Genomic DNA, 22381 nt, shown 5'->3' with positions numbered 1-22381 from the left:
ATTAATCCTCTCTATCCTAGTAATTCGATGCTATATTCTTCTAGTTCACCTGTTAATCTTTGCATAAACTCCTCGATCACTAATGCTTTCTGGTGCATTACCTTTTCTACTTCTTCCTTTAAGCCTGACTCACCCGAGTAACTTGATATATGTCCTGATACCACCAGCTCTTTCATACGCTGGCTTAAGCTTTTGCCGCTTCCATTATCACTGATGTTTTTTAAGATATTTTCAGATTTTTGAGATGAGTTATGGTTTATAATTGCACTTCTCAGGTCCTTAAAATTATATCCTTGGCTCTTTAATTCCTTAAACTCGTCTGCAATATTGTAAGTGGTAAAAGTTTTTACATACTCTCTTGTAGCATGGCTCTTGGTCTCAAGATTCTGATTCTCTGCAGCATCACTTGGCTTAGCTGCTATCTCATCTGCAAATCTTGCATATATTAGTTTTCTAATCTCTGCTGAATCTAGTAATTGCGTAGTCTTTACCTTTGCTATATTCAAAGGATTTGGAGCAAAAACCTTAAATTTGTCTTGAATTGCAGCATTGATTGATTGACTCGGCAATACCTTTAAAAAGCTAAATTCTTCGCTTGCATCCTCTATATATCCTTTACTTTGACTACAATATTTAAGCCCACTGTTAATACTTGAAAGTAATGACTTAGGCACATTTCTTGCTACATTAAATATTTGTTTTGCTGTTCTTGCTATTTTAAACATTACGTTGCTCCTTTTGGTTGTTTGTTAATTTTTAATTCGCTGTGTTTTCATGTTCTTCAAACTGAAGCCTTAATTACCTTTCTCTTGTGTAACTAAAACTATATGAGAGGGGCTATGCTAGCCCCCTCATGCTCCCCCGCTATATCTGTAAAAGAAAAAAGGGGGAGAAATGGAATAAGATAAACATCACTAATATTGGCTCTGTCTAATTATTCGTATGCATACTTATCTCATAAATCCAAAACTATAATTATCTCCTACTTTTAGGCTCGTATATTGCTTATGATGACTGCATGGCTCTATTGCTTTGTGAGCCACAACATTCAATTGCATCCCTTGATTCCCGCTTTCTACCTTCTTAAAGCCTGCAAGCATATTATGTTTACAGTACAAATCTTCTTGCCTCCCTTGAGCGGACACTGCTTTTTGTAAAGCCTCAAGCCCTTCAGTCCCATTACCAACAGCGTAATAACTACTGGCTAAGCCATAGTAATATGCTCCCTCCCATGGCTTTAACTTTATTGCTGCCTTAAAACTTGCTAATGCCTCCTCGTATCTCTTAAGCTTATGAAGTGTATTACCTTTGTAATAATGAAGACTTGCATTTCTTGGCTCTCCCATCAAAAGCATCCCAAATATCTGCAAAGCTTCTTCATACTTACCCTGATCTAAATAATCGATACCTTTCTTAAAACATGTTTTTTGCTCCTCTTCGCTCAATCTCATACTGCTTCTTTGCACATAATTCTTATTGTTCATATGTTCCTCTCACTTTGTTCAATAATATTTTGCTATTTACGAAAATATGCTTTTGTTAGCTTCATGCACTCTCGCTTCCTTAATGTCACCGCATAGTCAAAATCATCATTCTTAAAACAATATAAAATGCATTCCTTCATAGTAGGTTCTAACGCTATTGCTTCATCTATCATTGCTATAGCCTCCTCATCTCGCCCTAATTCTTTTAATATTTGAGCGGCAAAAAAATAATAAATATTGTCTTTGGGACTTAGCTCAATTGCTTTCTTATACGCTTGCAAAGCTTCCTCATCTTTTTGATTTAATTCTTGCAAAAGAACCCAAGCCTTACTTGCGTATAATTCTTCACTATATTCATCCTTTCCGATGCCAATATTAAAACATTCTACTGCTTCCCCATATCTTCCAATCTCAGTTAAACACCATCCTTTGTTTAAATACACGTCCTGAAAATTAGGATTAAGTTCTATGACCTTATCATAGGCTTTGATCGCTTCTTCATATTGTTGAGGTATATGTAATATTATTTTTGCTCTTAGAGCGTAAGCTTCTGTATAATCAGGCTTTAGCTCTATTGCCTTATCACACGCTTCAAGTGCTTCTTCTGTTCTAAGTATCTCTTTTAATACAACCGCTTTCTCAAAATACCTTTCTGCATCACTATATGTCGATTCCAACAAATACTCTAAAACTGGAGATGCATATTTTAGTTCTCCAGCTCTAAAATAACTCCTATACAATGCCAATAATTGTCTACTTGTTAAGAGTTTGAATGCTTCTTGTTCATTTCTTTTTTTCATTGCCCATCCTCTATAATTGATTTCTTAATTAAACTGACTGCTTATTTAAACCTTAGGTAATTCACCAGTAATCTACTATATCCACTAAATCCTTTTCTATTCCCAATGCTCTAAATATTTGCTCTTTCATATTCCTATACGCTATATCTTTAGGTGATAAGGCTATTGCCTTATCTATCATCTCTATTGCTTCCTTAGATTCTTCTAAATCCGTATAAACTTGCGATGCCATATAGTAATAAAACCCCTTGTCAGATCTTAATGATATTGCTCTTTTGTATGCCTCTAAGCTCTCATGTTATCTACCCTGCTTTTGCAGTATCAGACCAACATAATAATTTGCTTGTTCATTTGCAGGGTTTAGTTGCAGGCATCTTCTAAAATACATGAGTGCCTTATGATTCCCCTGCTCTCTTCCATACCAATACATCCCTAGCTCAAAATATTTGCTCCAAGTCTCGTCTGCCTGCTCTTGTGCTTTAGCCATACTATTACCTACTGCTCCTTCTATTTTGCATCTTTGAAGTTTTCTGATGATTGCCATCTCTAACTTGTCTAGATTTTTATTAAATATTGAATCTCTGTTATTTGATGAAGAACCTTGCTGCATAGCTGAATCACTATTACCAATACCATTTACATCCTCACCTCCTGTAGCAAGCCTAATACCTTCTGTAATGCTTAACATCTCTGATAATGTATGCATTAGTGCAGTACTTGTTTCTGTATTCTTACGAAGACTAGACCAAAACATCCTGATTGCTTCTTTGTACCTTCCAAGAAGACACAATGTTATTCCGCCAAAGTAATATGCTACGTAATTATCAGGATGAGCTTTGATTGATGACTTAAAGCAACATAATGCAGATCTATAGAATTTTTGCTTATTTTGAGATTTATGCAGCAGCAGTAATTGCTTGCCTAGCTTTAGCCACGCATCATCATATTTGCTGAGTTTTAAAAAACTAATTAGTACTGTGATTGTTTTAGAAGTGAATGATTCTGATAAGGATTGGTTATTATGGTCATGAGATATACTAACTAATCTTGCAGCTCTAGATTTAGTTTTATATTTTGTGCTTTTTTGTGAATGAGGTTTTTGTGGCAACGCACAAGAGTTTCTAGCGTTCCGAGAAGTAGCACTAGCTAAAGCTTTAGGGGAATGAGCAAAATGAGCAGGTACTACTCTACTACTATTGCCTCCACATACATTCTGTGATATATTCATAAATGACCTCATATTTATTTATGGGTTTTTCATTTACCAGTAAACACACAACCGACCAAAGTTTTCGTGTTTACTGGTTTTTCTTTTTATAAGGTAGTTTCTACTTTATTATCAGCTAATTCCTCTACCTCATATCTCTACTTTATTAAATATATTTTTATGTGTCAAGAAAAATATACAATAGTTCCGTTATAATTTATAAGGATATTATAAACATGTGTTTATCTAAAATAATACAGTCATTCTTACAGCATAGACTCGCTATAAATAGTATGTCCCGTTTCACTTTCTCCAAACTGAGTGGTATACCATATCAAACTATCAGTAAAATCTTAAATGTGAAACGTAGTAATTATGAAATAACAACATTATTAAAAATTGCTGATTTTTTTCAGTGTTCTATAGACGAAATGGTAGGCAGAGATCAATATATTGTATGTAAAAGAAATGCCCCTGAATTTAAGAAATTACAACCTACTGATATATCAAATAACTTAAAAAATTTCATTAATACTAAAATTCATTTATTGTCTATTAGTCCTTATGCACTAGGACTTGATATTGGTTTTAGTAAAAATGCCCTTACGAAATTTTTACAAGACAATTCTCCGAGGCATTCTATTAATTCTCATATGATAATATCATTAGCAAATTATTTTGATATTTCAATAGATGTAATGATTGGTCGCATCACTAATTGAATTATATTCGTAATACTGGTCGCGACCGCGACCAGTACATTATGTGTATTTTTCTAATAGTTGCTGAAGGGTCTCTGTTTTTTGCAATTATGGTCGTATTAATACTATCTACTAAGACTTATACTCCACCCTCTTAATCCCACATCCTTCGCTAAGTATCCTTATCACATGCGAATAATTATTTCTCATAAAGACTCTGCAATCTAGCTTCTATTCTTGTTTCCATAATTTTAATCAATTCTTTGTTTTGCTCAATAATAGCTTCTTCTTTTTCTATTTGCTCTACTATGATTTGCTGTTCTGCAAGAGGAGGCAATGCCACTATAATATCTTTAGCCATAGGCACAGTTAGTTGTTGAGTTGCACTACCTGTACTTATAATTAAGCTTTTATTTAAAGCAAGTTTAAGAAACTTTAAATTAACCTTTTCTAAATTCGGGGTAACTGTAATTAATCTAACAATAGGCAAAAATGGAGCTTTTCTAATAGAGATATGTCCAATAGTTCCTCTTGCACTAATAGTTAAACTATCTTCAGTTATTCTAGCTTTATCACCATAACCATACAAAGCATTTTCATCAGTGCCATTTGAATAAATAGGAATATTGGAATAGTTATCTGGGCAATCTCCTCCAGCAACAATATTTTTACAAATATCATTAAGCTTAATAATCTCCCATTCTTCCTTTACTCTAATATTAGGTTTCCAACTATCTATTATCTGTTTTGCTCCATCTATGTATTTGTTGATAACTATTCAACTCCTCAACAATTTTTTGTTGTTCTTCAAGAGAATGTAAAGGGATTTGCAAATTCTTTAAATCTTTCAAATAAACGTGGGGCTGACCTGATCCGGATTGTTTTTGATATATTATATTTTGTTGAGACTTTAAAATATAATATAGATATTTAGTTAACAGCAATTTTTCATTAGTTGAATAGACTACACTACAGTCTGAAGCCCAAATTGGCGAGTTATGATACCAAACATATCCTGCATATGCCCCTGATGAAGAAATAGTAATTATATTACCACTAAAATTATATTGATTGTGTGAATATGGGCTGGTTTGTCCAGCTGCTATTACCGGAATATTCCCGTTATTAGCAGTATTCTTGGTAATCATGTTACCTTTTTTACCCGTTATTACTCCATCTTCTAGTAAATCAAAAAAAGACTTTATATCTTTATTCTTTATTATTTTTCTATATGAAGAACCAACCAAATTATAATTATTATTTCTCACCTTCTCTAAATCTATAATTTCAAAACCAAGTTCAAGCATATTAGCTTTTAACCTAAGGTTCTTAGAGATCTTATTAATATCAGAGGAGTAAATTTTATCTAAATCGTTTATTCCTTTAATTTTTCTTTTTTTTATTGTCTAAGGTAACACCAATATTTTTGACTTCATAAAACCAATATTCTTTTTGATTATTTGGTTTATGTGCATCGGTAAAATAAAGTATAGATGTCTTCACGCCAGTATATGGTAAAAAAGTACCTTTCGGCAGCGAAATAACCGCTTGTAATTGTGCTTTTGATAATAAAAGTTGTCGGACAGAGGCAGTATCTCTTCTGAATAAAAATCCTTCAGGTACTACTAATGCCATTCTACCACCCTCTTTTAGACTTTGTAGACAATGTAAAACACAAGCAGCATCACCGTTATTTTTTGCAATCCCATTATAATAAAGAGGGGCTATATGATTTTCTGTTACAGTTTTACTGTTTTGAATCGTTTTTTTAGTGATTTCTTGGGAAAATGGCATATTAGTAACGATGATATCAAATTTTAACTGCTTATTAGTTAAAGGGTTACTATATTCAGGATTCTCTAAACTATTTACTTGCTGAATTCCACTATGACCGTCGCCGTGCAAAATCATATTCATTTTGGCAATTCTTGCAGTGCTTGTTATCTCTCTTCCATATAACGTATGGTGTTTTAATATCTCGAGATGTAGAAGTCAAGATTTAATCTTACAGACACTATAAAAATTATATCTGAATGTCTGATAAGTTATGACTGTCAGATGAGTATTCAAGATATAAGATTTCATTATTCTTTTCAATAGCTAATTTCTTACTATCCTTGAAGGTCTGCATAGGAGTTTTACCATAACAATATTTCCCAGAATGAGGTCTTTCATTATCGAAATACTCTAACCAAATATCAAGTTCTAATTGTAAATCATCAAGATCTGTATAAATCTTTTTCCGCATTGCTGTATCAAAGAATTCTTGTTTCATGGTCTTATTAAAACGCTCACACATACCATTTGTTTTTTGTTTGTGGAGAATATGCCTTAGTTGTAGTATGTTCTATACCTTCTATGCTAAGAAATAACTCAAAAGCATGATGCTCTATATTGCCCTTATATTCTGACCCACGATCTGTAAGAATACGCAGTATTGGTATACCTTGGCTCTCATACCATGGTAACACCCGGTCATTAAGCATATCAGCAGCAGTAATAGCGGTTTTATCAGTATATAGTTTTGCATCAGCTACTCTGCTGTAATTGTCAATAAATAGCTGAGAATAAACTTTACCTATTCCTTTAAAGTTGCCTACATAATATGTATCTTGGCATCCTAAATAGCCTGGATGCTGTGTGTCAATCTCACCATGAGCTTCTTTTTCATTACGACGCTTCTCTAGTACTTGTAACTGTGATTCTGTAAGAATAATACTATCCTGAGCCATCTTTGCTTCTAATGCTTTAAGCCTTTTACTGATATTGTTTAAATCATTACGTAACCAAATTGATCTTACTCCCCCAGGTGATACAAGAACACCAGTCTTTTTTAGCTCATTTGATACTCTTAGCTGACCATATGCTGGATATTCTATTGCCATATCCATTACTGCCTTCTCTATCGCTGGATCAACTCTATTCGCTATTATTGGTTTTCTTCGACTAATTTCATACAACGCTTCTTCGCCACCAGTTTCATACAGTTCTTTAAATCTGTAATAACTATCTCTACTATAGCCCATCACTTTACATGCTGATTATATGCTACCAAGACTCTTAGCTAATTCAAGTAAACCTATTTTTGGCTTTATTATTTTTTGATTTTAAGTTCATTGTGACCCTCCATTTTTTATCTGTATTTTTTAATACATTATTTTTATTAAATGTAATATCAAATGTCAACTATTGCACCTCATTTTATGAAGAAGCTGATTAGTTTGTCTCCTACGCTGCGGCTCTATACTCAAGGCAATAAGCTACCAACTAAAGAAGAACTCGGTATTGCCATGAGTAAACATGAACTTGCGATTAAGTTATAGAAATACATCTCTTTGTAAGCATCACTCACCTACTAATTCAATATCAGTGTCAGGATAATATTTTGCATTTAATGCCCATGCCCAGTACATATCAGTGATACTCAATGTGGAATTATAAAGTTCAGGTTGTTGGTTAGCAGAAAAATGTGCTTTAAATGCTGTAACAACACTCTCTATACTAGAACTACTATCATATCCATACGAATTTAACATTTTTAAAAACAAAGAAAGATTTACCTCATCAGGACATGGTTCTTTCGGATCATATCGTGATATAATCTCCTCTGGATTCATTTCATCTTTATCTAACCAAGCACCTACCTTATAAGTAGAATAGAACTGTTCCCAAGGAAATAGAATCCCAGGATCCTGTTTCCTAGACGGTGCAATATCAGCATGTCCTAAAACATGGGTTGGACATATATCATATTCTTTTACAATATCTTGACTTATCATCCCTGATGCTAACACCTGTTGTTTATCAAATGCGTACCATGTTCTTTCTTCAGTATTGGACTCACTAGTGAATCCCCTGTTAACATGTTCAATACCCAAAGAAGCTGCATTTAGATTTTTTTCATTGCCCCAAGTACTAAGCCCAGCATGCCATGCCCTATCTTTGTCATGAACTACTTGAATTACTTGTCCTCCAGATACATCATCTTCTTTTTCAGTAATAACGTAATGTGCACTAACACGGTTACTGGCTTGATCGGTAGTAAATGTGTTTATACTGCTTGGGAAATCGGATACCGTGTAATGCATGATCAGGTACTTAATCTTAGTATCATCACGACTATCATAATGATTACGATTATGTTCTGATGCAGGAAATGGATCTATAGTATACCCTTCTACTTGATGTATTGTGTTCTGTGTAATATAAATACCTGTGTTATCCGAAAATGCACGTGGAAACACCTGTTCTATAGGAATATGGGTTATTTTTTTCATAAATGACTTTCCTTTTAAAATTTAAATATATGTTTCTGTTTAATTTTTAACTTTTGTTCTTCCTCATATTTTTGCTTATATTCTGGATTTAGTAACATATTTTTCTCATGGGTGAGCTCTTCTCGTGATTTCATCTGCATTTGTTGCCTTATATCACCATCTAACTTAATTTTAGCGAACTTATCCTCATCAGTCTCTGGCTTGATCTCTATATCACGACTTAGATTCGTAATTTCCCAAATATTCCGCTTAGCATCTTTCCATGACACAATCTCACTACCATCTTTAGAATATACAGGTACTTTAATATCTCTTGTGCCTATTTTCTTGAGTTTGATTTTGTCACCTACTCGTACATCATTGTTCTTTATCTCGGAAATTATCTCCTTGCCCCATACAGTCACTTCTTTGCCATTATTAGTCCTATAGACAAGGTAATGGTTGCGATCTTTAGTTTTATCTAGCTGGTAGCTGCTGCTTCCAAATTCTACTACCTCATATTCATTTCTATTGGTCTTAGATATTAACTCTTTCCATTCCTCGCGTATTTCTTCTTTCTTAATGGTTGACTTAACGTCATATCCGTAATTTTTAAGTTTATTTGCAAACCGCTGCTTCATCTCATCATAATCTTTGTCACCGCTAATTCGAATTCTAGTACCATCTGATTTGCTCACATTGATTATTACGTGAACATGTGGGTTTTTAGTATCTGTATGATATCCCACCACGAAATAATTATCAGGGTACATTGACGTTAATGTCTTTCTTACTGCTTCTAATGTATGCTCCTTTGACACACCAGCTATCTTCGGTGGTGAAAACGTTAAACTCTTTGTTAAATCAACACCGTATTTTTGTGGTAGAGATGTATGCATTTGCATAAATCTTATTGTATCTTCTATATCTTCCTTGCTACTTTGTTTAAGCCCTTCGGAATCTAATAATTCTAACTTATAATCTCTGCTAATATACTTTATTGCGTTACGAATACCAGCTCTTGATTTAGCACCTTTTGTAAACTTTACAAATACCTCTATACTACCTTTTCTGCCGCTACTTGTGTTGCCTTTTCTGATTTGATTTATTTTATATGAAAATGCAGATTCACTTGCATTTTTACTTTTCCTATACCTCCATTCTTTCTCTACATATACTCCCATTTATATTATACCTATTTTGACTTCTTATTAACTAAAAATCGCCCTTCACTTTCTTGAATTATTTTCTCTATTTGCTTATTTAATTTGAGTATATGACCTAATAAATCTTTACATACATTTTTACCTTCTTGATCTACTATACGATCCTCTCTAATTATTCTATTAATGTTGCGTCCCAATGCATTAATTGCATTCCTATTCTCTTTTATTTCACGCATCTCTTCGCCGCTTATTTTACCTTTTTTGCTGAGACTTCCTATTACGCGATATCTTATTTCTTGCGTTAACTTCCATCCGTTTGCTTGTGCGTATTGCTGAAGTATTTGCACCTCTTCTTCAGTAAATCTTATTCTTTTTTCTGTGATATTTTGTACAGTTTTATTTTTTTTTATCTCTAAGTAACGGTGAGTCCGTAATGGTTATTTGTTGTTTTAATAACTCTACTATTGCTCTATTTACTGATACACGTTGATTAGACATATTAGCTTTAAGACTATTATACAAATCTTCGCTTACTCTTAATTTGATCTCTTTTTTCTTGCTCATTCCTTGTCTTTCTTTTGCTCTTTTTGTTGTTTTATTTTTTCCATTTTTGTTGTGCTGCTATGCGTACAAACAATCTTTCTCGATGTTCTACGCTGGTTCTTACTTTCTATCTTCACTCAATGAGAGCCTGCCGCAGGCTTTTCTACTACTCGCTTCTTCTTTACTGTAAACTAGTATAGATAGGTGCAAGGTGGGAAGCAACAAATTCTTGAGTATGGAAGAAGATAGAGGGATGGGTAAGGATGGATAGGCAGAGGGGGGAGTATTGGAAAGACCCGTACGGGTCTTTAGATTCTCTAAGCAACACTATTACCTTGCTGCCGCAAGCTATCAACAATGAGTGTAATATGTGCAACATTTACATGGCATCATAATTCACTTACTGTTTCTGAATTATAACTCATAATTTTTAAACTTCTAAAGTTTAGTATACGAGGGGGCTTGCCACCCCCCTCATGCTCCCCCGCTATATCTGTAAGAAAGAATGGTTTATTTTGCACTTTTATTATAGATCATTGACGTATGTATCTCTTTTTTCTAGAGTTATTTTTCTGGTTTTAATATACTGTATATATTAGGTAATACAAATATATTTCATATGGCTACAAAACCACTCGCAACTAGTACTAAGATTGCTAACCTTGCAAAAATTAAACAACAACGTATTAAGAAGATTGAAGCGGAGTTAAATGTACAGTTAACCACCCTTCTAACTAAAAGAAAAGAAGAGTTATTTAATATCTTTAATAGATTTTCTGCCATTGATATTGACGACAAATTGTTGATTGGGTTTCTAAAATTTGTTACTAATAAAGATAATAAAGACCATCCTATTATTAAAGAGTTTCTAACTATTGCTAATAAGTCTAAATTACGCAAAAAAACTGATTAGAAAGAACAGTATATGAATACACTAAAAAACACCGCAAAACCTAAGCTGAAGCTTAATTTAGCAGCAAAACCACTAACGCTAAATACTAATGCAAGCCCATTAGTTGTAGGTCCTACTCTTAAAAAAGTGGTAGTCTTTGAAAAACCTAAAAGCGATGTCAAAGATTTAGGTAATTCACCTGCAATATCTGACAAAAAAGATGTGTCTACAGCTGCTACTAAAGGCAGCAGTAAGACGGTAAAGAACAGTAAGAAACAAGATGCTACTGCAAGTAACAAAAAAGCAGCAAACGAGCAGATAGTAGCAAGTCCTGAAGCAATCTTAAAAGACAAGATTAAGAGACGTAAAAAGGAATATTTTAGTATCTTAACTAAGTTGCAAGCTGATTTTCCAGCATTGTTCTCAGAAGAGCCGAAGCCTCTTGCTATAGGTATAGATCTTGAACTAAAGAAAATATTAAATGGACAATTTCCGAATAATCAATTAAGTAGATTTTTTCATAGATATTGTGGTAGTTTTAAGTATAAAGAGAAATTGGTAGAAGGTGCACAAAGGTACAACCTTGATGGATCACCAGCAACGCTAGTGACTAAAACAGAAATACCGACTATAATTAATAAGCCGAAGTTTGCTAAGAAGCCTAAAAATATAAAAGATTTAGACAAAAACGATAGTATTCTCAGCTAAGAATGAAATTTAAGGACAAAATATGTATAAACCAATAATTAAAACAAAGTCCTCTGATAATGATTACTGTGATGATACTGTAATCACAATACCTGAATTAGATAATAACTTGATAGAGACTGATAGATGCTCCACTACTCTTTCAATATTACAGTATTATTGTAGTGGCTTTACAGCTGTACTTGGCACAGGAGAATTATTTTGGGGATTATATGTATTATTCAGTAATATATATAATGACACAAACGTAGAAGAATCAAGCATACAGGATATAAATATTATGGGTGATATGCCTAGTTATTTGCCATAAATAAAAAAACAACTATCATAATGAACAAAAATGATAATTTTCCTGTAGGATCTAAAGCTTTAAGTATATCCCAGACTACAGAGCAAAATAGCAATAAGGAGCAAATAGATTCAGATAGTAGCCCTATTGAAAAACCAAAACATGACGAGCTATTTAAAAAGGTCATGAGTGAGCCTGTAGCTGCTCGTGAGTTTCTAGAGTATTATTTGCCAGTATCATTTAAGGACAGAATTAATCTAAATAGTATTAAGATAGAGCAAGAAAGCTTTGTTACTGATTCTTTGCGAAAGAAGTTCAGCGATGTGGTTTATTCTGTTTCTTTAAACAAGAATAATATTAAAGATAGTGCTACTGATAATGTAGATAATGACAAAGCCTACGTTTACGTCCTTATAGAGCATCAGTCTAGTAGTGATTACTGGATTGCTTTCAGACTTTGGCAGTATATGCTTTTATTATGTAAAAGACATAAAGACGTAAATAAGACGAACAAACAGAAAAGAGGTAAACTCCCTCTAATATGTCCTATAGTAGTATATGCAAATGATAAGCCTTATAATGCTCCAAGGAGCTTCTGGGAATTATTTGAAGATAGCATTACTGCTAAAGCTTTAATGTCGCATGAATACTTACTTGTTGATTTACAGAAACAAAGTGATGATGAAATAGAGAAAAAGAAACATCTTGGTATGATGGAGTATATGCTTAAACATATCAAAGCTCGTGATATCTTAAATCTATGGCAAAGTATACTTGAGAAGTTTGAAAGTAGTATTGAAATAGATAAGAAAAATGGATACATTTACATAAAGTGGTTATTGTGGTATAGTGATGCTAAGGTAGATGAAGAAAAACAAGTAGAACTAGCTAAGATTATAGCTAGCTACTTAAAAAAAGAAGATCAAGAGGAACTAATGAGAACTATTGCTGATAAATATATTGATGAGGGTATTGCTCAAGGCATGCAGATCGGTAGAAACGAAGGCATGCAGATTGGGGAAGCTAAAGGGAAATATGAAGTAGCTAAAAATATGCTCAATGCTGGCTCTGATACCGCTTTTATCTCTAAAGTCACTGGACTCTCTATCTCTGAAATCAACAACCTTCTTAAATCTAAATCCTAACTATTCTTTTTGGAAAGTAGCATCTACTACTTTCCATCTATATTTTTACTTGAATGCTTTGTTTTAATTTCTTGCATTTGCTGCTTGTTTCTTTTGCTTGACGATGCTTTTAACTCTTCTGTTTAATTCTTCTCTTCTTTTTTTGTAACAAATTCTATTGTCTTGATTTAGCACCTCTTCCGTTAATGGCACTGTTGCATTTGCATATGAAATAGCTTCTTGATTACTGTAGTTTCCGTTTAGGTGTTTCTGAAAGTTTTGATGTTGTGATTTCATTTGAAGCAGACATGAAGGATGATTTAATTTCACTCTATCTTAAATCTTGTGTTTAGTCAAAATCTATTCTTAAGATTATTCTGAACACCAAAATCCCATATTAATGTCTCATAATCTTTTAAAGGTTATAAGAATAATATAATGAGACATAAATTAAGACAAGAGTTTTATGAGTCTCGTAAAGTATACTTTACGAGACAGCTACTTTAATATTTACGGTAGATTCCTGTGTATCACTATTTCTTTGATCCAGTATGTTTTATAGTGGCTTAGCTATACAAATTTATAACTCTGTGAACAGAAGAAATATCGCTGCTACAAGCAAAATTTGCGAACAGGTAAAAATTACAAGACATCTAGTACTTGCATTCTGAAATTAATAGCTGTACTCTTTATTTTAGCACTTGTTTAATTTATTAATATAAGAGGTTTTATATGAAAATTAGTTCCTTATTTACATTACTAACGCCACTATCATCAGTGTACGCTAATATTAAAAATAGCACTAATGCAGTATCATCATTCCAACATGACATTGATAGTAATTTAAGTACTACACATCATGAATATTATAATCATCCTAATAATAGTGCATTAGATGCTAGTATGATATTAAATGCAATTGAAAAAGGTAAAGATATGTATAAAGATGGTATTAATATTTCAAAATGGCAGTCAAAAATTAATGGTACACAGATTCATCATGATAAAATAAGCTTCGCAATTATTAGAGCTTCAGAAGGCAAAACATACCAAGATGAAAAATTTGTAGAATATTGGGATGAATTAAGTAGTAATGGCATCAAAACAGCAGCATATCATAATTTCAGAGCTGTATCATCTACACCGCAAGAGCAGGTGGAAAATATTCAATCTCAGCTACAAAAAGTAAATTTTAGTAAAGAATTAGATAATCTAGCTATTTCGCTACCTCCTAGTGGTAATGGACAAGCCACTAAAGATCAGATGTCAGATAATCTTTTTGAACTTCTTGAGTTATTGAAAGCTGAAGGATATAAAAACCTGTTTATCAATACCAATAATAATGAATGGAACACTCATGTAAACTATCATAGTCATGACTTTAGCCAATATAAATTATGGATATCCCATTGGACTAATGATGAACAACCTAAGATTCCACAGACTTGGGATGATTGGGATATATGGCAATATAAATGTAATGGGCGTATTGATGGTATATCAACTGATGTATGTATGAATTATAGTAAAGATAACATTTGTCTTGGAGAAGTAAGTACTCTAAGTCCTGATATCTAATTATCAGTATGGTTGTAAAACACTTGTGCGGGAAACACTTGTTTTCCGTACAATCCTATCTTCTTTCTTTTTTACATCTAAAAAGTATACTTATTGTGTACGACAAACATTGTCGTATTGCTACGATGTACGGTAATTGGTAAAATGGTGTTTTCCGTATATTATAGACAGAAAACATCGTTTTAGAATATAGAGCACCACTCTGTAGTATGCATTACTTCGTTAGTGTCGCCTAATGCTGATACTTGAGATTGTATAGCTTGTGTACGCAAGTAATCCTGTACATCAATAGTATTATACGTCGCATTGTCTAATGGAGTCTCGCTACGATTATTAGTTGCATTAACATCTGCTCCATGTTCACATAAGTACCTGATACTTTCTAATTTACCTCTCCATGCTGCATAATGTGCAATAATTGAGATTTAATCTTACATTTAGTAAAATAAGATAAATATTAAATGGAGGATTAGAGATGAATCTAAATCAAAAAATAATAAAGCCAAAAATAGGATTACTAGAATTAGCTAAGAGTCTTGGTAGTATATCGTCCGCCTGTAAAGCAATGGGATACAGCAGGGACAGTTATTATAGGTTCAAAGAGCTATATGAAACTGGTGGAGAAGAGGCGTTATATGAGATTAGCAGGAAGAAGCCAATTATAGCGAATAGAGTTGAACCAGCAGTAGAGAGAGCAGTATTAGATATGGCAATAGAATACCCAGCCTTATGGTCAGATGAGAGTATCAAATAAGCTTAAAAAGACTGGTATTCTTGTATCACCTGGAGGAGTTAGATCGATTTGGCTACGTAATGATTTAAATAATATCAATAAAAGACTTAAAGCATTAGAAGCAAAGATGGCTCAAGATGGTATTGTTCTTACCGAAGCTCAGTTACAAGTATTAGAGAAACGGCGTAGCGAAAAAGAAGCCCATGGTGAGATTGATACACAGCATCCAGGTTATCTAGGATGCCAAGATACATATTATGTAGGTAATTTTAAGGTATAGGCAAGGTATATTCTCAGGTATTTATTGATAGCTATACTAGGGTCGCAGATGCTAAATTATATACTGATAAAACAGCTCTTACCGCTGCTGACATGCTTAATGATAGAGTACTGCCGTGGTATGAGAGTCAGCAAATACCAGTGCTTCGTATTCTAACTGATAGAGGTGGTGAATATAAAGGAAATATAGAACATCATGCTTTTGAATTGTTCTTAAGCATTGAGGGCATTGAACATAACACTACTAAAGCATATTCTCCTCAAACAAATGGTATGTGTGAACGTTTTAATAAAACTATGAAGCAAGAATTATTTGATACGGCTATGCGTAAAAAGATTTATACTGATCTTGATGATCTACAACTTGACCTTGATATTTGGTTAGAACATTATAATAATGAAAGACCTCATTCTGGGAAATATTGTTATGGTAAAAATCCTATGCAGACCTTCAAGGATAGTAAGAAGTTAGCTGTTGAAAAGAATAATGAAATCTTATATCTTGAATACTCATCTGACAGTCATAACTTATCAGACATTCAGATATAATTTTTATAGTGCCTGTAAGATTAAATCTTGACCTCTACATTATTGGCGGGTTCTAAGTTGCTCTATAGACTCCAGAGGAAAATACCTATAAAAGGTTGTTCTACCTATATCTAGCGTTTTTATAATATCGGAAATAAACGCTGAAAGGTCAAAACCTTGATTACTCCTTGGCTTTCCCATTCAATAAACTTGAAAAAGTAGCCAACTGTACGGAATGGCTCCCCGGGCCGGACTCGAACCAGCGACCGAACGGTTAACAGCCGTTTGCTCTACCACTGAGCTACCGAGGAATATAGAAGTTATCTAAAAATTTTTAGATAACTTCTTATAACAAATCTTTATTATAACGTCTAGCGTTTTCTTTATATAAAATAAAAAAAGTTTACTCGTCCCCAATTTTCAATGCTGCGATAAAAGCAGATTGTGGGATTTCGATATTACCGTACTGTCTCATTCTCTTTTTACCTGCTTTTTGCTTCTCAAGAAGTTTACGTTTACGACTTATATCACCGCCGTAACATTTGGATAAAACGTCTTTGCGTAAAGCTTTAATAGTCTCACGAGCAATAATACGGCTACCGATACTTGCTTGAATTGCTATATCGATCTGCTGCCTTGGTATTAAATCCTTTAATCTTACGCATAATGCTCTACCTCTCTGCTCGGCACGTGAGCGATGTACGATTGTAGATAGTGCATCAACCGCCTCTGCGTTAACCAAAATCCCAAGCTTAACAAGCTCAGAAGGTTCATAAACATCCATTTGCCATTCAAAACTTGCATAACCTTTAGAACAGCTTTTTAAACGATCGTAGAAATCGTAAACTATCTCATTTAGCGGTAATTTATAAATTATTTTAGCTCTATTTGCTATATAGCTATGATCGAGCTGCACACCTCTTTTTTCCGTACAAAGCGATAATACTGTACCTAAAAACTCATCAGGTACCATTATAGTTGCCTTAATCCAAGGTTCTTCCATCGATTCGATTTTTTGCAAATCAGGCAAATCTGCCGGGTTATGAATCTCTAAGCTTTCGCCGTCCCGCATATGGATTTTATACACAACACTTGGAGCGGTAGTGATTAAATCTAAATCGAATTCCCTACTTAAACGTTCTTGGATTATCTCTAAATGTAGCAACCCTAAAAAACCGCACCTAAAACCTACTCCAAGTGCTGACGAGCTTTCCATTTCATACTCAAAACTAGCATCATTGAGGCGTAATTTAGCAAGCGAATCCTTTAGATGCTCGAATTCTGCACTATCTGTCGGATAAAGCCCACAAAACACTACGGGTAGATTCGGCTTAAAGCCAGGCAGTGCTTGCTCGCAAGATTTCTTCTCATCAGTTATAGTATCTCCGACTTTACAATCCACTACTTGCTTTATAGAAGCAGTAAAAAAACCGATTTCGCCTGCATGTAAAATATCCGAAATATGTTTTTTTGGAGTAAAATATCCAACATTCTCGACTGTATAAACCGAGTTAGTAGCCATCATTTTAATACGCATATTCTTACGTAAGCAGCCATCAATAATACGTACTAAAATAACCACGCCGAGATACGGGTCATACCAGCTATCAACAAGTAAAGATTTTAGAATATCACTGTTACTTTCTTTCGGCGGAGGTAATTTATTTACTATTGCCTCTAAAACTAAATCAATACCTATACCGCTTTTGGCTGAAATCAATACAGCCTCACTTGCATCGATCCCGATTATATCCTCTATTTGCTGCTTGACTTGCTCAGGTTCTGACGCCGGTAAATCAATCTTGTTAAGCACCGGTACAATTTCATGATCATTCTCAATTGCCTGATAAACATTGGCAAGAGTTTGTGCTTCTACTCCTTGCGTACTATCAACTACCAATAGCGACCCTTCACAAGCAGCAAGTGACCTACTAACCTCATAAGCAAAATCAACATGCCCGGGAGTATCCATTAGATTCAAATAATAGGTGTTACCGTCTTTAGCCTTATATACAAGCCGTACGGTTTGTGCTTTTATAGTTATACCTCTCTCTTTTTCGATATCCATCGAATCTAGCACTTGCTGGCTCATTTCCCTAGCCTGAAGCCCGCCGCAATGCTCAATTAACCTATCGGCTAACGTAGATTTACCGTGATCGATATGAGCGATTATTGAGAAGTTCCGTATATATTTTTGATTATTCATAATTATTGTGATATAATTTGCGTTTGTTTATTACCTGTCATCCCTACGAATGTTGGGTGCTGCTAAGAATGAAGTGCAGCATGTTTCAGAAAGCTCTAGACAAGATGAATTTAAAGGTGAGCCTGCGGAACGTACAAAAGTACGTGAGCACAGGCGAATCCTGCAAAATTCGCTTGTATTGAGCTTTATGGAATGTGCTGCACAATATATAACAAAATCGAAATTTATAACAGGAAAAAATAATGCGAGCTGAAATAGAAAATTACGTAAAAAAAATTGAGCAGTCTTTAGAACTACTTTGGAGGTCACTTTGACGTTGAAGCATCAACTGAAAGACTGAAAGAGTTAGAAGAGTTAACAGCCGATCCGAGCTTATGGAACGACCAAGCTAAAGCACAAACATTACTACGAGAAAAAAGCAATTTGGAAGAAAAGCTAAATGCCTTTAATAAACTCAAATCTAATTTAAAAGACGCTTTAGAACTTGAAGAAATAGCTGAAGCCGAAAACGATTTAGAAACACTTTCACAAATTGAACAGGACTTAAAAAATTTAAGCATCATTGCTGCCAAATTTGAAACGGAATGCTTGTTTTCAGGTGAAGCAGACGGTAATAATTGCTTTTTAGAGATTAATGCCGGAGCCGGGGGAACTGAAAGCCATGACTGGGCATCTATTATGATGCGTATGTATTTGCGTTTTGCCGAAAGACTCGGCTTTAAAACCGAAATAATCAATATGATTAACGGCGAAGAAGCAGGCATTAAATCATGCACGATTAGGATAATAGGCAAGCGAGCTTACGGATGGTTTAAGACCGAAGCGGGTGTTCACAGATTAGTGCGTATTTCCCCGTTTAATGCTGCAGGTAAAAGAATGACTAGCTTTGCAAGTAGCTGGGTATACCCCGAAATTGACGATAATATAGCAATTACTATCGAGGATAAAGATTTAAGAATCGATACTTTTAGAGCATCGGGAGCAGGCGGGCAACACGTTAATACTACCGATTCTGCCGTACGTATAACCCATATACCGACCAATACGGTAACACAATGCCAAAGCGATAGATCACAGCATAAAAATAAGGCTCAAGCTATGAAAATGCTTCAAGCAAAACTCTATGAGCTTGAAATGCAGAAACGCACAGACAGTGTTAACGAGCAGAATGCCACCAAAACCGATAATAGCTGGGGACATCAAATTAGGTCATATGTTTTACAGCCTTATCAGATGGTAAAAGATTTACGTACCGATTATGAAACTTCTGATACTAAAGGAGTGCTTGACGGCGACCTTGAAGAATTTGTTTCCGCAAGCCTTGCTATGAATGCGGGTGGTAAGAGATAGTTAAAATCAATGAGCACTATTATAATCAATCGTATACAAGAACCAAGCCCATTTAGCAGTTAATAAAGAATTGATAGTTCTTTATTGGGATATAGGAAGATTAATTTTAGAACGTCAGAATAAAGAGAAATGGGGTTCAAAAGTTATTCAAAATATTTCTGATGATTTGCGTAAAGAGTTTCCTGAAATGAAAGGATTATCATATCAAAACCTTTCTTACATGCGTCAGTTTTTTGCAGAATATAATAATGACCAAATTCTCCAACAAGCGGTTGGAGAAATCCCATGGAGTCATAATATTTATATTTTTTCAAAACTAAAAAATATAAATCAAAGAATTTGGTATGCACAACAAACCATCGAAAATGGTTGGTCAAGAAATGTATTATCCTTACAAATTAAAAGTAATTTATATGAAAGATCAGCAAAAGGTATAAATAACTTTTCTAATATTTTACCTGAGCTACAGTCTGATTTAGCAAGATCGATTATAAAAGACCCGTATAATTTAGAATTTTTAGATATTCAAGGTAAAATAATAGAACGAGATTTAGAAAATAAATTGATAAATAATATTAAAAACTTTTTATTAGAACTAGGACAAGGTTTTGCATTTGTTGGCAATCAATATCATATAGAACTTGATGGAGAAGATTATTATTTGGATTTAGTTTTTTATCACATAAAACTTAAATGTTATGTTGTTATTGAATTAAAAACTGGTAAGTTTAAGGCAGAATATGCCGGCAAACTAAATTTTTATCTTAATTTAATGGAACACAAAATTAAAGATAATTCAGATAATCCTACAATTGGGTTAATTTTGTGCGAAGAAAAACAAGGTATTACCGTAGAATACGCTATAGAAGACATCCAAAAACCAATAGGAGTATCACAATTTAAGCTTACAGAAACATTACCTAAAAAGCTTGAAAAATTCCTACCTACCCCTCAAGAGCTAGCAAAGCTAAAAAGCGAATAAATTACTAAAAGTTATTTTTTTGCTATCATGGTCAAGATGTGATATGACCTTTTCATATTTCAACCTTATTATTTTTATCACAATATGAAAAACTGCAAAAATTTTAACATAGCTATTTCTATAATTATTATAGGGATAGTCTCTGTTCTAGGGTTTCAAAATTACCAAAAATATTCTCAAGATAAACATTTTGAGCAGATAATACTTGATCTAAATAATCTAGAGTTTGATCCTGCTAATGAAGAAATCATCAAATATATTATCTAAGTGGTTACGTCTCATTAGGTCATTACTTACTTCTGATTTATTTCTTATGCGTGGTAAATTAAATGCCATAATACCTCCTTATATAATTTTTGGTTAAAATTTAATTAATTGTTATCTCTCTTGCGTCTTGCTCTTTAATCTCAATGCGAGGTAGAATAATAGTAAGTATTCCATTCTTAAGGCTTGAAGAGATATTTGCCTGGTCTACATCTTCATATAATGATATTACATAATTAAAATTTTTATTCATATAATTATCTGAATCATCAGCTTTATTTTTTTCTTCTATATTCCCTGTAATAAATAATTTATTGCCGTTCACTTTAACCTTAATTTGACTTTTATCAAACCCAGGTACTTCCATTATAATAATATACTTCTTATCTTTAGTAATAAAATTGCTTTTTATGCTATTAGACTCATAAAGCGGCAATCTATTTTTAAATAAATTATCAATATTTGTAATTTGATTATCTATTAAATCCGCTACTTGACGCAAAGGCGTCGCATGACCGGTGTCATAATTATTATTAGCCATTGCAATATTACTAGCTAAAATAATAGCTGCTATAGACGGAATATATAATTTTGCACTCTTTAACATAAAATTACCTTTACATTTATTGCTTATATATTTAAATATATAAAATTATCTACTCAAAATTCAAGTCTTACATTTCCGTAATTTGCTGAAAGTACGCTGCCCAAAATAAAAACTAATAATCCCCGCAAAAATAGTTTGATCTTCTATGCTCCATAATATGTCTAGATACTCAACTAGCAGAGCAGAGCTTTTTAACGATTTATATTGAACATATTTAACACCTCCATACATTGCAAAGAAGCTATAAGCAAGTACCGGTCTTACTGAACCGTTTAAAGCATCAACCCAGCTAACATCTGATTTATAGGTAGAATAAAGAGAATATTGCTCTGCCATTTCTTGTGATATGGTAAGCTCTGTAAAAGTCTTGGATTGATTGAGTTTGTTATTAGCAATTTGACGATCTAAAATATTTATCTCGTGTTTTTTGTCGTTAATATCTTTGTATATTTTTAAAATTTCAGGAATGATAGAACTAATAAAGCCTGTAATCGCTGCAAATAAAGTAATCATAAATACCTATCTATATAATTTAGGATAAGTATAGCAAAGATAAGTCATCATACTAAGAGAGGGGTATGGTAATCGTCATTGCGAGCGACTGCAAGGAGCGTGGCAATCTCAGGACTTTAGCATGAGATTGCTTCGTCAAAACTTAACAGTTTCTTCTCGCAATGACGAGAA

27 protein-coding genes, 1 tRNA gene and 3 pseudogenes are annotated in these 22381 nt (G+C 33.6%); 12 read left to right on the top strand and 19 right to left on the bottom strand.

The genetic code is table 11. From position 1 onward, the window contains the following. Window positions 1-11: 11 nt before the first annotated feature. The 5 genes from ACE38Q_RS00790 to ACE38Q_RS00770 all read right to left on the bottom strand — a co-directional run bounded on the left by ACE38Q_RS00790 (window position 12) and on the right by ACE38Q_RS00770 (window position 3512). The gene (locus ACE38Q_RS00790; protein WP_500189709.1) at window positions 12-725 is read right to left on the bottom strand and encodes a hypothetical protein; all 714 of its coding nucleotides are present in this window, start codon (window positions 723-725) and stop codon (window positions 12-14) included. 225 nt (window positions 726-950) lie between these two features. After that, window positions 951-1484, bottom strand: a complete 534-nt coding sequence (locus tag ACE38Q_RS00785) for a tetratricopeptide repeat protein (protein WP_500189708.1) — start codon at window positions 1482-1484, stop codon at window positions 951-953. 32 nt (window positions 1485-1516) lie between these two features. Continuing rightward, window positions 1517-2284 (bottom strand): tetratricopeptide repeat protein, encoded by a 768-nt coding sequence (locus ACE38Q_RS00780; protein ID WP_500189707.1) that lies wholly within the window; start codon window positions 2282-2284, stop codon window positions 1517-1519. Window positions 2285-2345: 61 nt separating this feature from the next. Continuing rightward, on the bottom strand, window positions 2346-2516 hold the full coding sequence (locus ACE38Q_RS00775) for a hypothetical protein (protein WP_500189706.1): 171 nt from the start codon (window positions 2514-2516) through the stop codon (window positions 2346-2348). Window positions 2517-2582: 66 nt separating this feature from the next. Further along, entirely contained in the window at window positions 2583-3512 is a 930-nt protein-coding gene (locus ACE38Q_RS00770) for a tetratricopeptide repeat protein (RefSeq protein ID WP_500189705.1), read from the bottom strand. A 215-nt stretch (window positions 3513-3727) separates the two neighbouring features. Here ACE38Q_RS00770 and ACE38Q_RS00765 point away from each other — a divergent pair, with 215 nt between their 5' ends. After that, a complete protein-coding gene (locus ACE38Q_RS00765) occupies window positions 3728-4213 on the top strand; it encodes a helix-turn-helix domain-containing protein (protein WP_500189704.1) in 486 nt (161 codons plus the stop codon). 178 nt (window positions 4214-4391) lie between these two features. Here ACE38Q_RS00765 and ACE38Q_RS00760 read toward each other — a convergent pair whose 3' ends face one another. From ACE38Q_RS00760 to ACE38Q_RS00745, 4 genes and pseudogenes are all read right to left on the bottom strand, one after another. Then, entirely contained in the window at window positions 4392-4886 is a 495-nt protein-coding gene (locus tag ACE38Q_RS00760) for a restriction endonuclease subunit S (protein WP_500191178.1), read from the bottom strand. A 37-nt stretch (window positions 4887-4923) separates the two neighbouring features. After that, the gene (locus ACE38Q_RS00755; RefSeq protein WP_500189703.1) at window positions 4924-5499 is read right to left on the bottom strand and encodes a restriction endonuclease subunit S; all 576 of its coding nucleotides are present in this window, start codon (window positions 5497-5499) and stop codon (window positions 4924-4926) included. A gap of 76 nt (window positions 5500-5575) precedes the next feature. Next, the gene (locus ACE38Q_RS00750) at window positions 5576-6109 is read right to left on the bottom strand and encodes an HsdM family class I SAM-dependent methyltransferase (RefSeq protein WP_500189702.1); all 534 of its coding nucleotides are present in this window, start codon (window positions 6107-6109) and stop codon (window positions 5576-5578) included. 106 nt (window positions 6110-6215) lie between these two features. Further along, window positions 6216-7290: pseudogene (locus ACE38Q_RS00745) on the bottom strand (IS481 family transposase). A gap of 81 nt (window positions 7291-7371) precedes the next feature. Between ACE38Q_RS00745 and ACE38Q_RS00740 the strand changes: the two are divergent. After that, entirely contained in the window at window positions 7372-7515 is a 144-nt protein-coding gene (locus ACE38Q_RS00740; protein ID WP_500189701.1) for a hypothetical protein, read from the top strand. Between the two features lie 21 nt (window positions 7516-7536). Here the strand turns inward: ACE38Q_RS00740 and ACE38Q_RS00735 are convergent, their stop codons facing one another. From ACE38Q_RS00735 to ACE38Q_RS00720, 4 genes are read right to left on the bottom strand one after another with little or no spacing between them, the layout of a single operon-like run. Further along, a complete protein-coding gene (locus tag ACE38Q_RS00735) occupies window positions 7537-8469 on the bottom strand; it encodes an N-acetylmuramoyl-L-alanine amidase (protein ID WP_500189700.1) in 933 nt (310 codons plus the stop codon). 14 nt (window positions 8470-8483) lie between these two features. Next, the gene (gene mobP1 / locus ACE38Q_RS00730; RefSeq protein WP_500189699.1) at window positions 8484-9632 is read right to left on the bottom strand and encodes a MobP1 family relaxase; all 1149 of its coding nucleotides are present in this window, start codon (window positions 9630-9632) and stop codon (window positions 8484-8486) included. 11 nt (window positions 9633-9643) lie between these two features. Then, complete coding sequence (locus ACE38Q_RS00725) at window positions 9644-9961, bottom strand: hypothetical protein (RefSeq protein ID WP_500189698.1); 318 nt, start codon at window positions 9959-9961, stop codon at window positions 9644-9646. 49 nt (window positions 9962-10010) lie between these two features. Continuing rightward, the gene (locus ACE38Q_RS00720; RefSeq protein ID WP_500189697.1) at window positions 10011-10178 is read right to left on the bottom strand and encodes a hypothetical protein; all 168 of its coding nucleotides are present in this window, start codon (window positions 10176-10178) and stop codon (window positions 10011-10013) included. Between the two features lie 598 nt (window positions 10179-10776). Between ACE38Q_RS00720 and ACE38Q_RS00715 the strand changes: the two genes are divergently transcribed. The 4 genes from ACE38Q_RS00715 to ACE38Q_RS00700 are packed head-to-tail and all read left to right on the top strand — an operon-like array spanning window position 10777 to window position 13191. Beyond that, entirely contained in the window at window positions 10777-11070 is a 294-nt protein-coding gene (locus ACE38Q_RS00715; RefSeq protein WP_500189696.1) for a hypothetical protein, read from the top strand. A 12-nt stretch (window positions 11071-11082) separates the two neighbouring features. After that, window positions 11083-11757: a ProQ/FINO family protein gene (locus ACE38Q_RS00710; protein WP_500189695.1), complete on the top strand. Its 675-nt coding sequence runs from the start codon at window positions 11083-11085 to the stop codon at window positions 11755-11757. Window positions 11758-11779: 22 nt separating this feature from the next. Further along, window positions 11780-12067: a hypothetical protein gene (locus ACE38Q_RS00705; RefSeq protein WP_500189694.1), complete on the top strand. Its 288-nt coding sequence runs from the start codon at window positions 11780-11782 to the stop codon at window positions 12065-12067. Window positions 12068-12087: 20 nt separating this feature from the next. Next, the gene (locus tag ACE38Q_RS00700; protein WP_500189693.1) at window positions 12088-13191 is read left to right on the top strand and encodes an Rpn family recombination-promoting nuclease/putative transposase; all 1104 of its coding nucleotides are present in this window, start codon (window positions 12088-12090) and stop codon (window positions 13189-13191) included. Between the two features lie 63 nt (window positions 13192-13254). Here ACE38Q_RS00700 and ACE38Q_RS00695 read toward each other — a convergent pair whose 3' ends face one another. After that, on the bottom strand, window positions 13255-13467 hold the full coding sequence (locus ACE38Q_RS00695) for a hypothetical protein (protein WP_500189692.1): 213 nt from the start codon (window positions 13465-13467) through the stop codon (window positions 13255-13257). Between the two features lie 435 nt (window positions 13468-13902). Here ACE38Q_RS00695 and ACE38Q_RS00690 point away from each other — a divergent pair, with 435 nt between their 5' ends. Beyond that, on the top strand, window positions 13903-14748 hold the full coding sequence (locus ACE38Q_RS00690; protein ID WP_500189691.1) for a glycoside hydrolase family 25 protein: 846 nt from the start codon (window positions 13903-13905) through the stop codon (window positions 14746-14748). Between the two features lie 182 nt (window positions 14749-14930). Here ACE38Q_RS00690 and ACE38Q_RS00685 read toward each other — a convergent pair whose 3' ends face one another. Continuing rightward, window positions 14931-15164, bottom strand: a complete 234-nt coding sequence (locus ACE38Q_RS00685; protein WP_500191175.1) for an ankyrin repeat domain-containing protein — start codon at window positions 15162-15164, stop codon at window positions 14931-14933. A 59-nt stretch (window positions 15165-15223) separates the two neighbouring features. On the opposite strand from ACE38Q_RS00685, the pseudogene ACE38Q_RS00680 reads away from it, so the two are divergent. Then, window positions 15224-16309, top strand: a pseudogene (locus ACE38Q_RS00680) (IS481 family transposase). 215 nt (window positions 16310-16524) lie between these two features. Here the strand turns inward: ACE38Q_RS00680 and ACE38Q_RS00675 are convergent. Both ACE38Q_RS00675 and lepA read right to left on the bottom strand, forming a co-directional pair. Next, window positions 16525-16599 (bottom strand) — tRNA-Asn (locus ACE38Q_RS00675). 92 nt (window positions 16600-16691) lie between these two features. Next, window positions 16692-18494 carry a translation elongation factor 4 gene (lepA, locus tag ACE38Q_RS00670; protein WP_500189690.1) on the bottom strand — a complete coding sequence of 601 codons (1803 nt, stop codon included), beginning with the start codon at window positions 18492-18494 and terminating at the stop codon, window positions 16692-16694. 49 nt (window positions 18495-18543) lie between these two features. Here lepA and ACE38Q_RS00665 point away from each other — a divergent pair. The 4 genes and pseudogenes from ACE38Q_RS00665 to ACE38Q_RS00650 all read left to right on the top strand — a co-directional run. Next, a pseudogene (locus ACE38Q_RS00665) lies at window positions 18544-18693 on the top strand (palindromic element RPE3 domain-containing protein); the annotation flags it as partial. Window positions 18694-18736: 43 nt separating this feature from the next. Next, window positions 18737-19844 (top strand): peptide chain release factor 2 gene (prfB, locus tag ACE38Q_RS00660; protein ID WP_500189689.1). Its coding sequence is split into 2 segments (ribosomal slippage): window positions 18737-18805 and window positions 18807-19844, totalling 1107 coding nucleotides; the frame shifts between segments, so codons are not numbered across the junction. 70 nt (window positions 19845-19914) lie between these two features. Next, complete coding sequence (locus ACE38Q_RS00655; RefSeq protein WP_500189688.1) at window positions 19915-20826, top strand: PDDEXK nuclease domain-containing protein; 912 nt, start codon at window positions 19915-19917, stop codon at window positions 20824-20826. 84 nt (window positions 20827-20910) lie between these two features. Then, window positions 20911-21093: a hypothetical protein gene (locus ACE38Q_RS00650; RefSeq protein ID WP_500189687.1), complete on the top strand. Its 183-nt coding sequence runs from the start codon at window positions 20911-20913 to the stop codon at window positions 21091-21093. A gap of 100 nt (window positions 21094-21193) precedes the next feature. Here ACE38Q_RS00650 and ACE38Q_RS00645 read toward each other — a convergent pair whose 3' ends face one another. Together ACE38Q_RS00645 and ACE38Q_RS00640 are read right to left on the bottom strand one after the other, a co-directional pair. After that, window positions 21194-21697, bottom strand: a complete 504-nt coding sequence (locus ACE38Q_RS00645) for an Hsp20/alpha crystallin family protein (RefSeq protein WP_500189686.1) — start codon at window positions 21695-21697, stop codon at window positions 21194-21196. Between the two features lie 60 nt (window positions 21698-21757). Beyond that, a complete protein-coding gene (locus ACE38Q_RS00640) occupies window positions 21758-22210 on the bottom strand; it encodes a hypothetical protein (protein WP_500191396.1) in 453 nt (150 codons plus the stop codon). Window positions 22211-22381 lie beyond the last annotated feature (171 nt).

It is taken from the genome of Rickettsia endosymbiont of Thecocarcelia acutangulata, from assembly GCF_964263195.1.
GTDB classification, from domain to species: domain Bacteria; phylum Pseudomonadota; class Alphaproteobacteria; order Rickettsiales; family Rickettsiaceae; genus Rickettsia; species Rickettsia felis.
This window is presented reverse-complemented; position numbering and strand designations above follow the sequence as displayed.

Excerpts from the sequence above, each read along its gene's own strand:
- ACE38Q_RS00790 (WP_500189709.1), bottom strand. The coding sequence starts at position 725 with ATGTTTAAAATAGCAAGAACAGCAAAACAAATATTTAATGTAGCAAGA.
- ACE38Q_RS00785 (WP_500189708.1), bottom strand. The coding sequence starts at position 1,484 with ATGAACAATAAGAATTATGTGCAAAGAAGCAGTATGAGATTGAGCGAA.
- ACE38Q_RS00780 (WP_500189707.1), bottom strand. The coding sequence starts at position 2,284 with ATGAAAAAAAGAAATGAACAAGAAGCATTCAAACTCTTAACAAGTAGA.
- ACE38Q_RS00775 (WP_500189706.1), bottom strand. The coding sequence starts at position 2,516 with ATGGCATCGCAAGTTTATACGGATTTAGAAGAATCTAAGGAAGCAATA.
- ACE38Q_RS00770 (WP_500189705.1), bottom strand. The coding sequence starts at position 3,512 with ATGAATATATCACAGAATGTATGTGGAGGCAATAGTAGTAGAGTAGTA.
- ACE38Q_RS00765 (WP_500189704.1), top strand. The coding sequence starts at position 3,728 with ATGTGTTTATCTAAAATAATACAGTCATTCTTACAGCATAGACTCGCT.
- ACE38Q_RS00755 (WP_500189703.1), bottom strand. The coding sequence starts at position 5,499 with ATGCTTGAACTTGGTTTTGAAATTATAGATTTAGAGAAGGTGAGAAAT.
- ACE38Q_RS00750 (WP_500189702.1), bottom strand. The coding sequence starts at position 6,109 with ATGAATATGATTTTGCACGGCGACGGTCATAGTGGAATTCAGCAAGTA.
- ACE38Q_RS00740 (WP_500189701.1), top strand. The coding sequence starts at position 7,372 with ATGTCAACTATTGCACCTCATTTTATGAAGAAGCTGATTAGTTTGTCT.
- ACE38Q_RS00735 (WP_500189700.1), bottom strand. The coding sequence starts at position 8,469 with ATGAAAAAAATAACCCATATTCCTATAGAACAGGTGTTTCCACGTGCA.
- mobP1 (WP_500189699.1), bottom strand. The coding sequence starts at position 9,632 with ATGGGAGTATATGTAGAGAAAGAATGGAGGTATAGGAAAAGTAAAAAT.
- ACE38Q_RS00720 (WP_500189697.1), bottom strand. The coding sequence starts at position 10,178 with ATGAGCAAGAAAAAAGAGATCAAATTAAGAGTAAGCGAAGATTTGTAT.
- ACE38Q_RS00715 (WP_500189696.1), top strand. The coding sequence starts at position 10,777 with ATGGCTACAAAACCACTCGCAACTAGTACTAAGATTGCTAACCTTGCA.
- ACE38Q_RS00710 (WP_500189695.1), top strand. The coding sequence starts at position 11,083 with ATGAATACACTAAAAAACACCGCAAAACCTAAGCTGAAGCTTAATTTA.
- ACE38Q_RS00705 (WP_500189694.1), top strand. The coding sequence starts at position 11,780 with ATGTATAAACCAATAATTAAAACAAAGTCCTCTGATAATGATTACTGT.
- ACE38Q_RS00700 (WP_500189693.1), top strand. The coding sequence starts at position 12,088 with ATGAACAAAAATGATAATTTTCCTGTAGGATCTAAAGCTTTAAGTATA.
- ACE38Q_RS00695 (WP_500189692.1), bottom strand. The coding sequence starts at position 13,467 with ATGAAATCACAACATCAAAACTTTCAGAAACACCTAAACGGAAACTAC.
- ACE38Q_RS00690 (WP_500189691.1), top strand. The coding sequence starts at position 13,903 with ATGAAAATTAGTTCCTTATTTACATTACTAACGCCACTATCATCAGTG.
- lepA (WP_500189690.1), bottom strand. The coding sequence starts at position 18,494 with ATGAATAATCAAAAATATATACGGAACTTCTCAATAATCGCTCATATC.
- ACE38Q_RS00650 (WP_500189687.1), top strand. The coding sequence starts at position 20,911 with ATGAAAAACTGCAAAAATTTTAACATAGCTATTTCTATAATTATTATA.
- ACE38Q_RS00645 (WP_500189686.1), bottom strand. The coding sequence starts at position 21,697 with ATGTTAAAGAGTGCAAAATTATATATTCCGTCTATAGCAGCTATTATT.
- ACE38Q_RS00640 (WP_500191396.1), bottom strand. The coding sequence starts at position 22,210 with ATGATTACTTTATTTGCAGCGATTACAGGCTTTATTAGTTCTATCATT.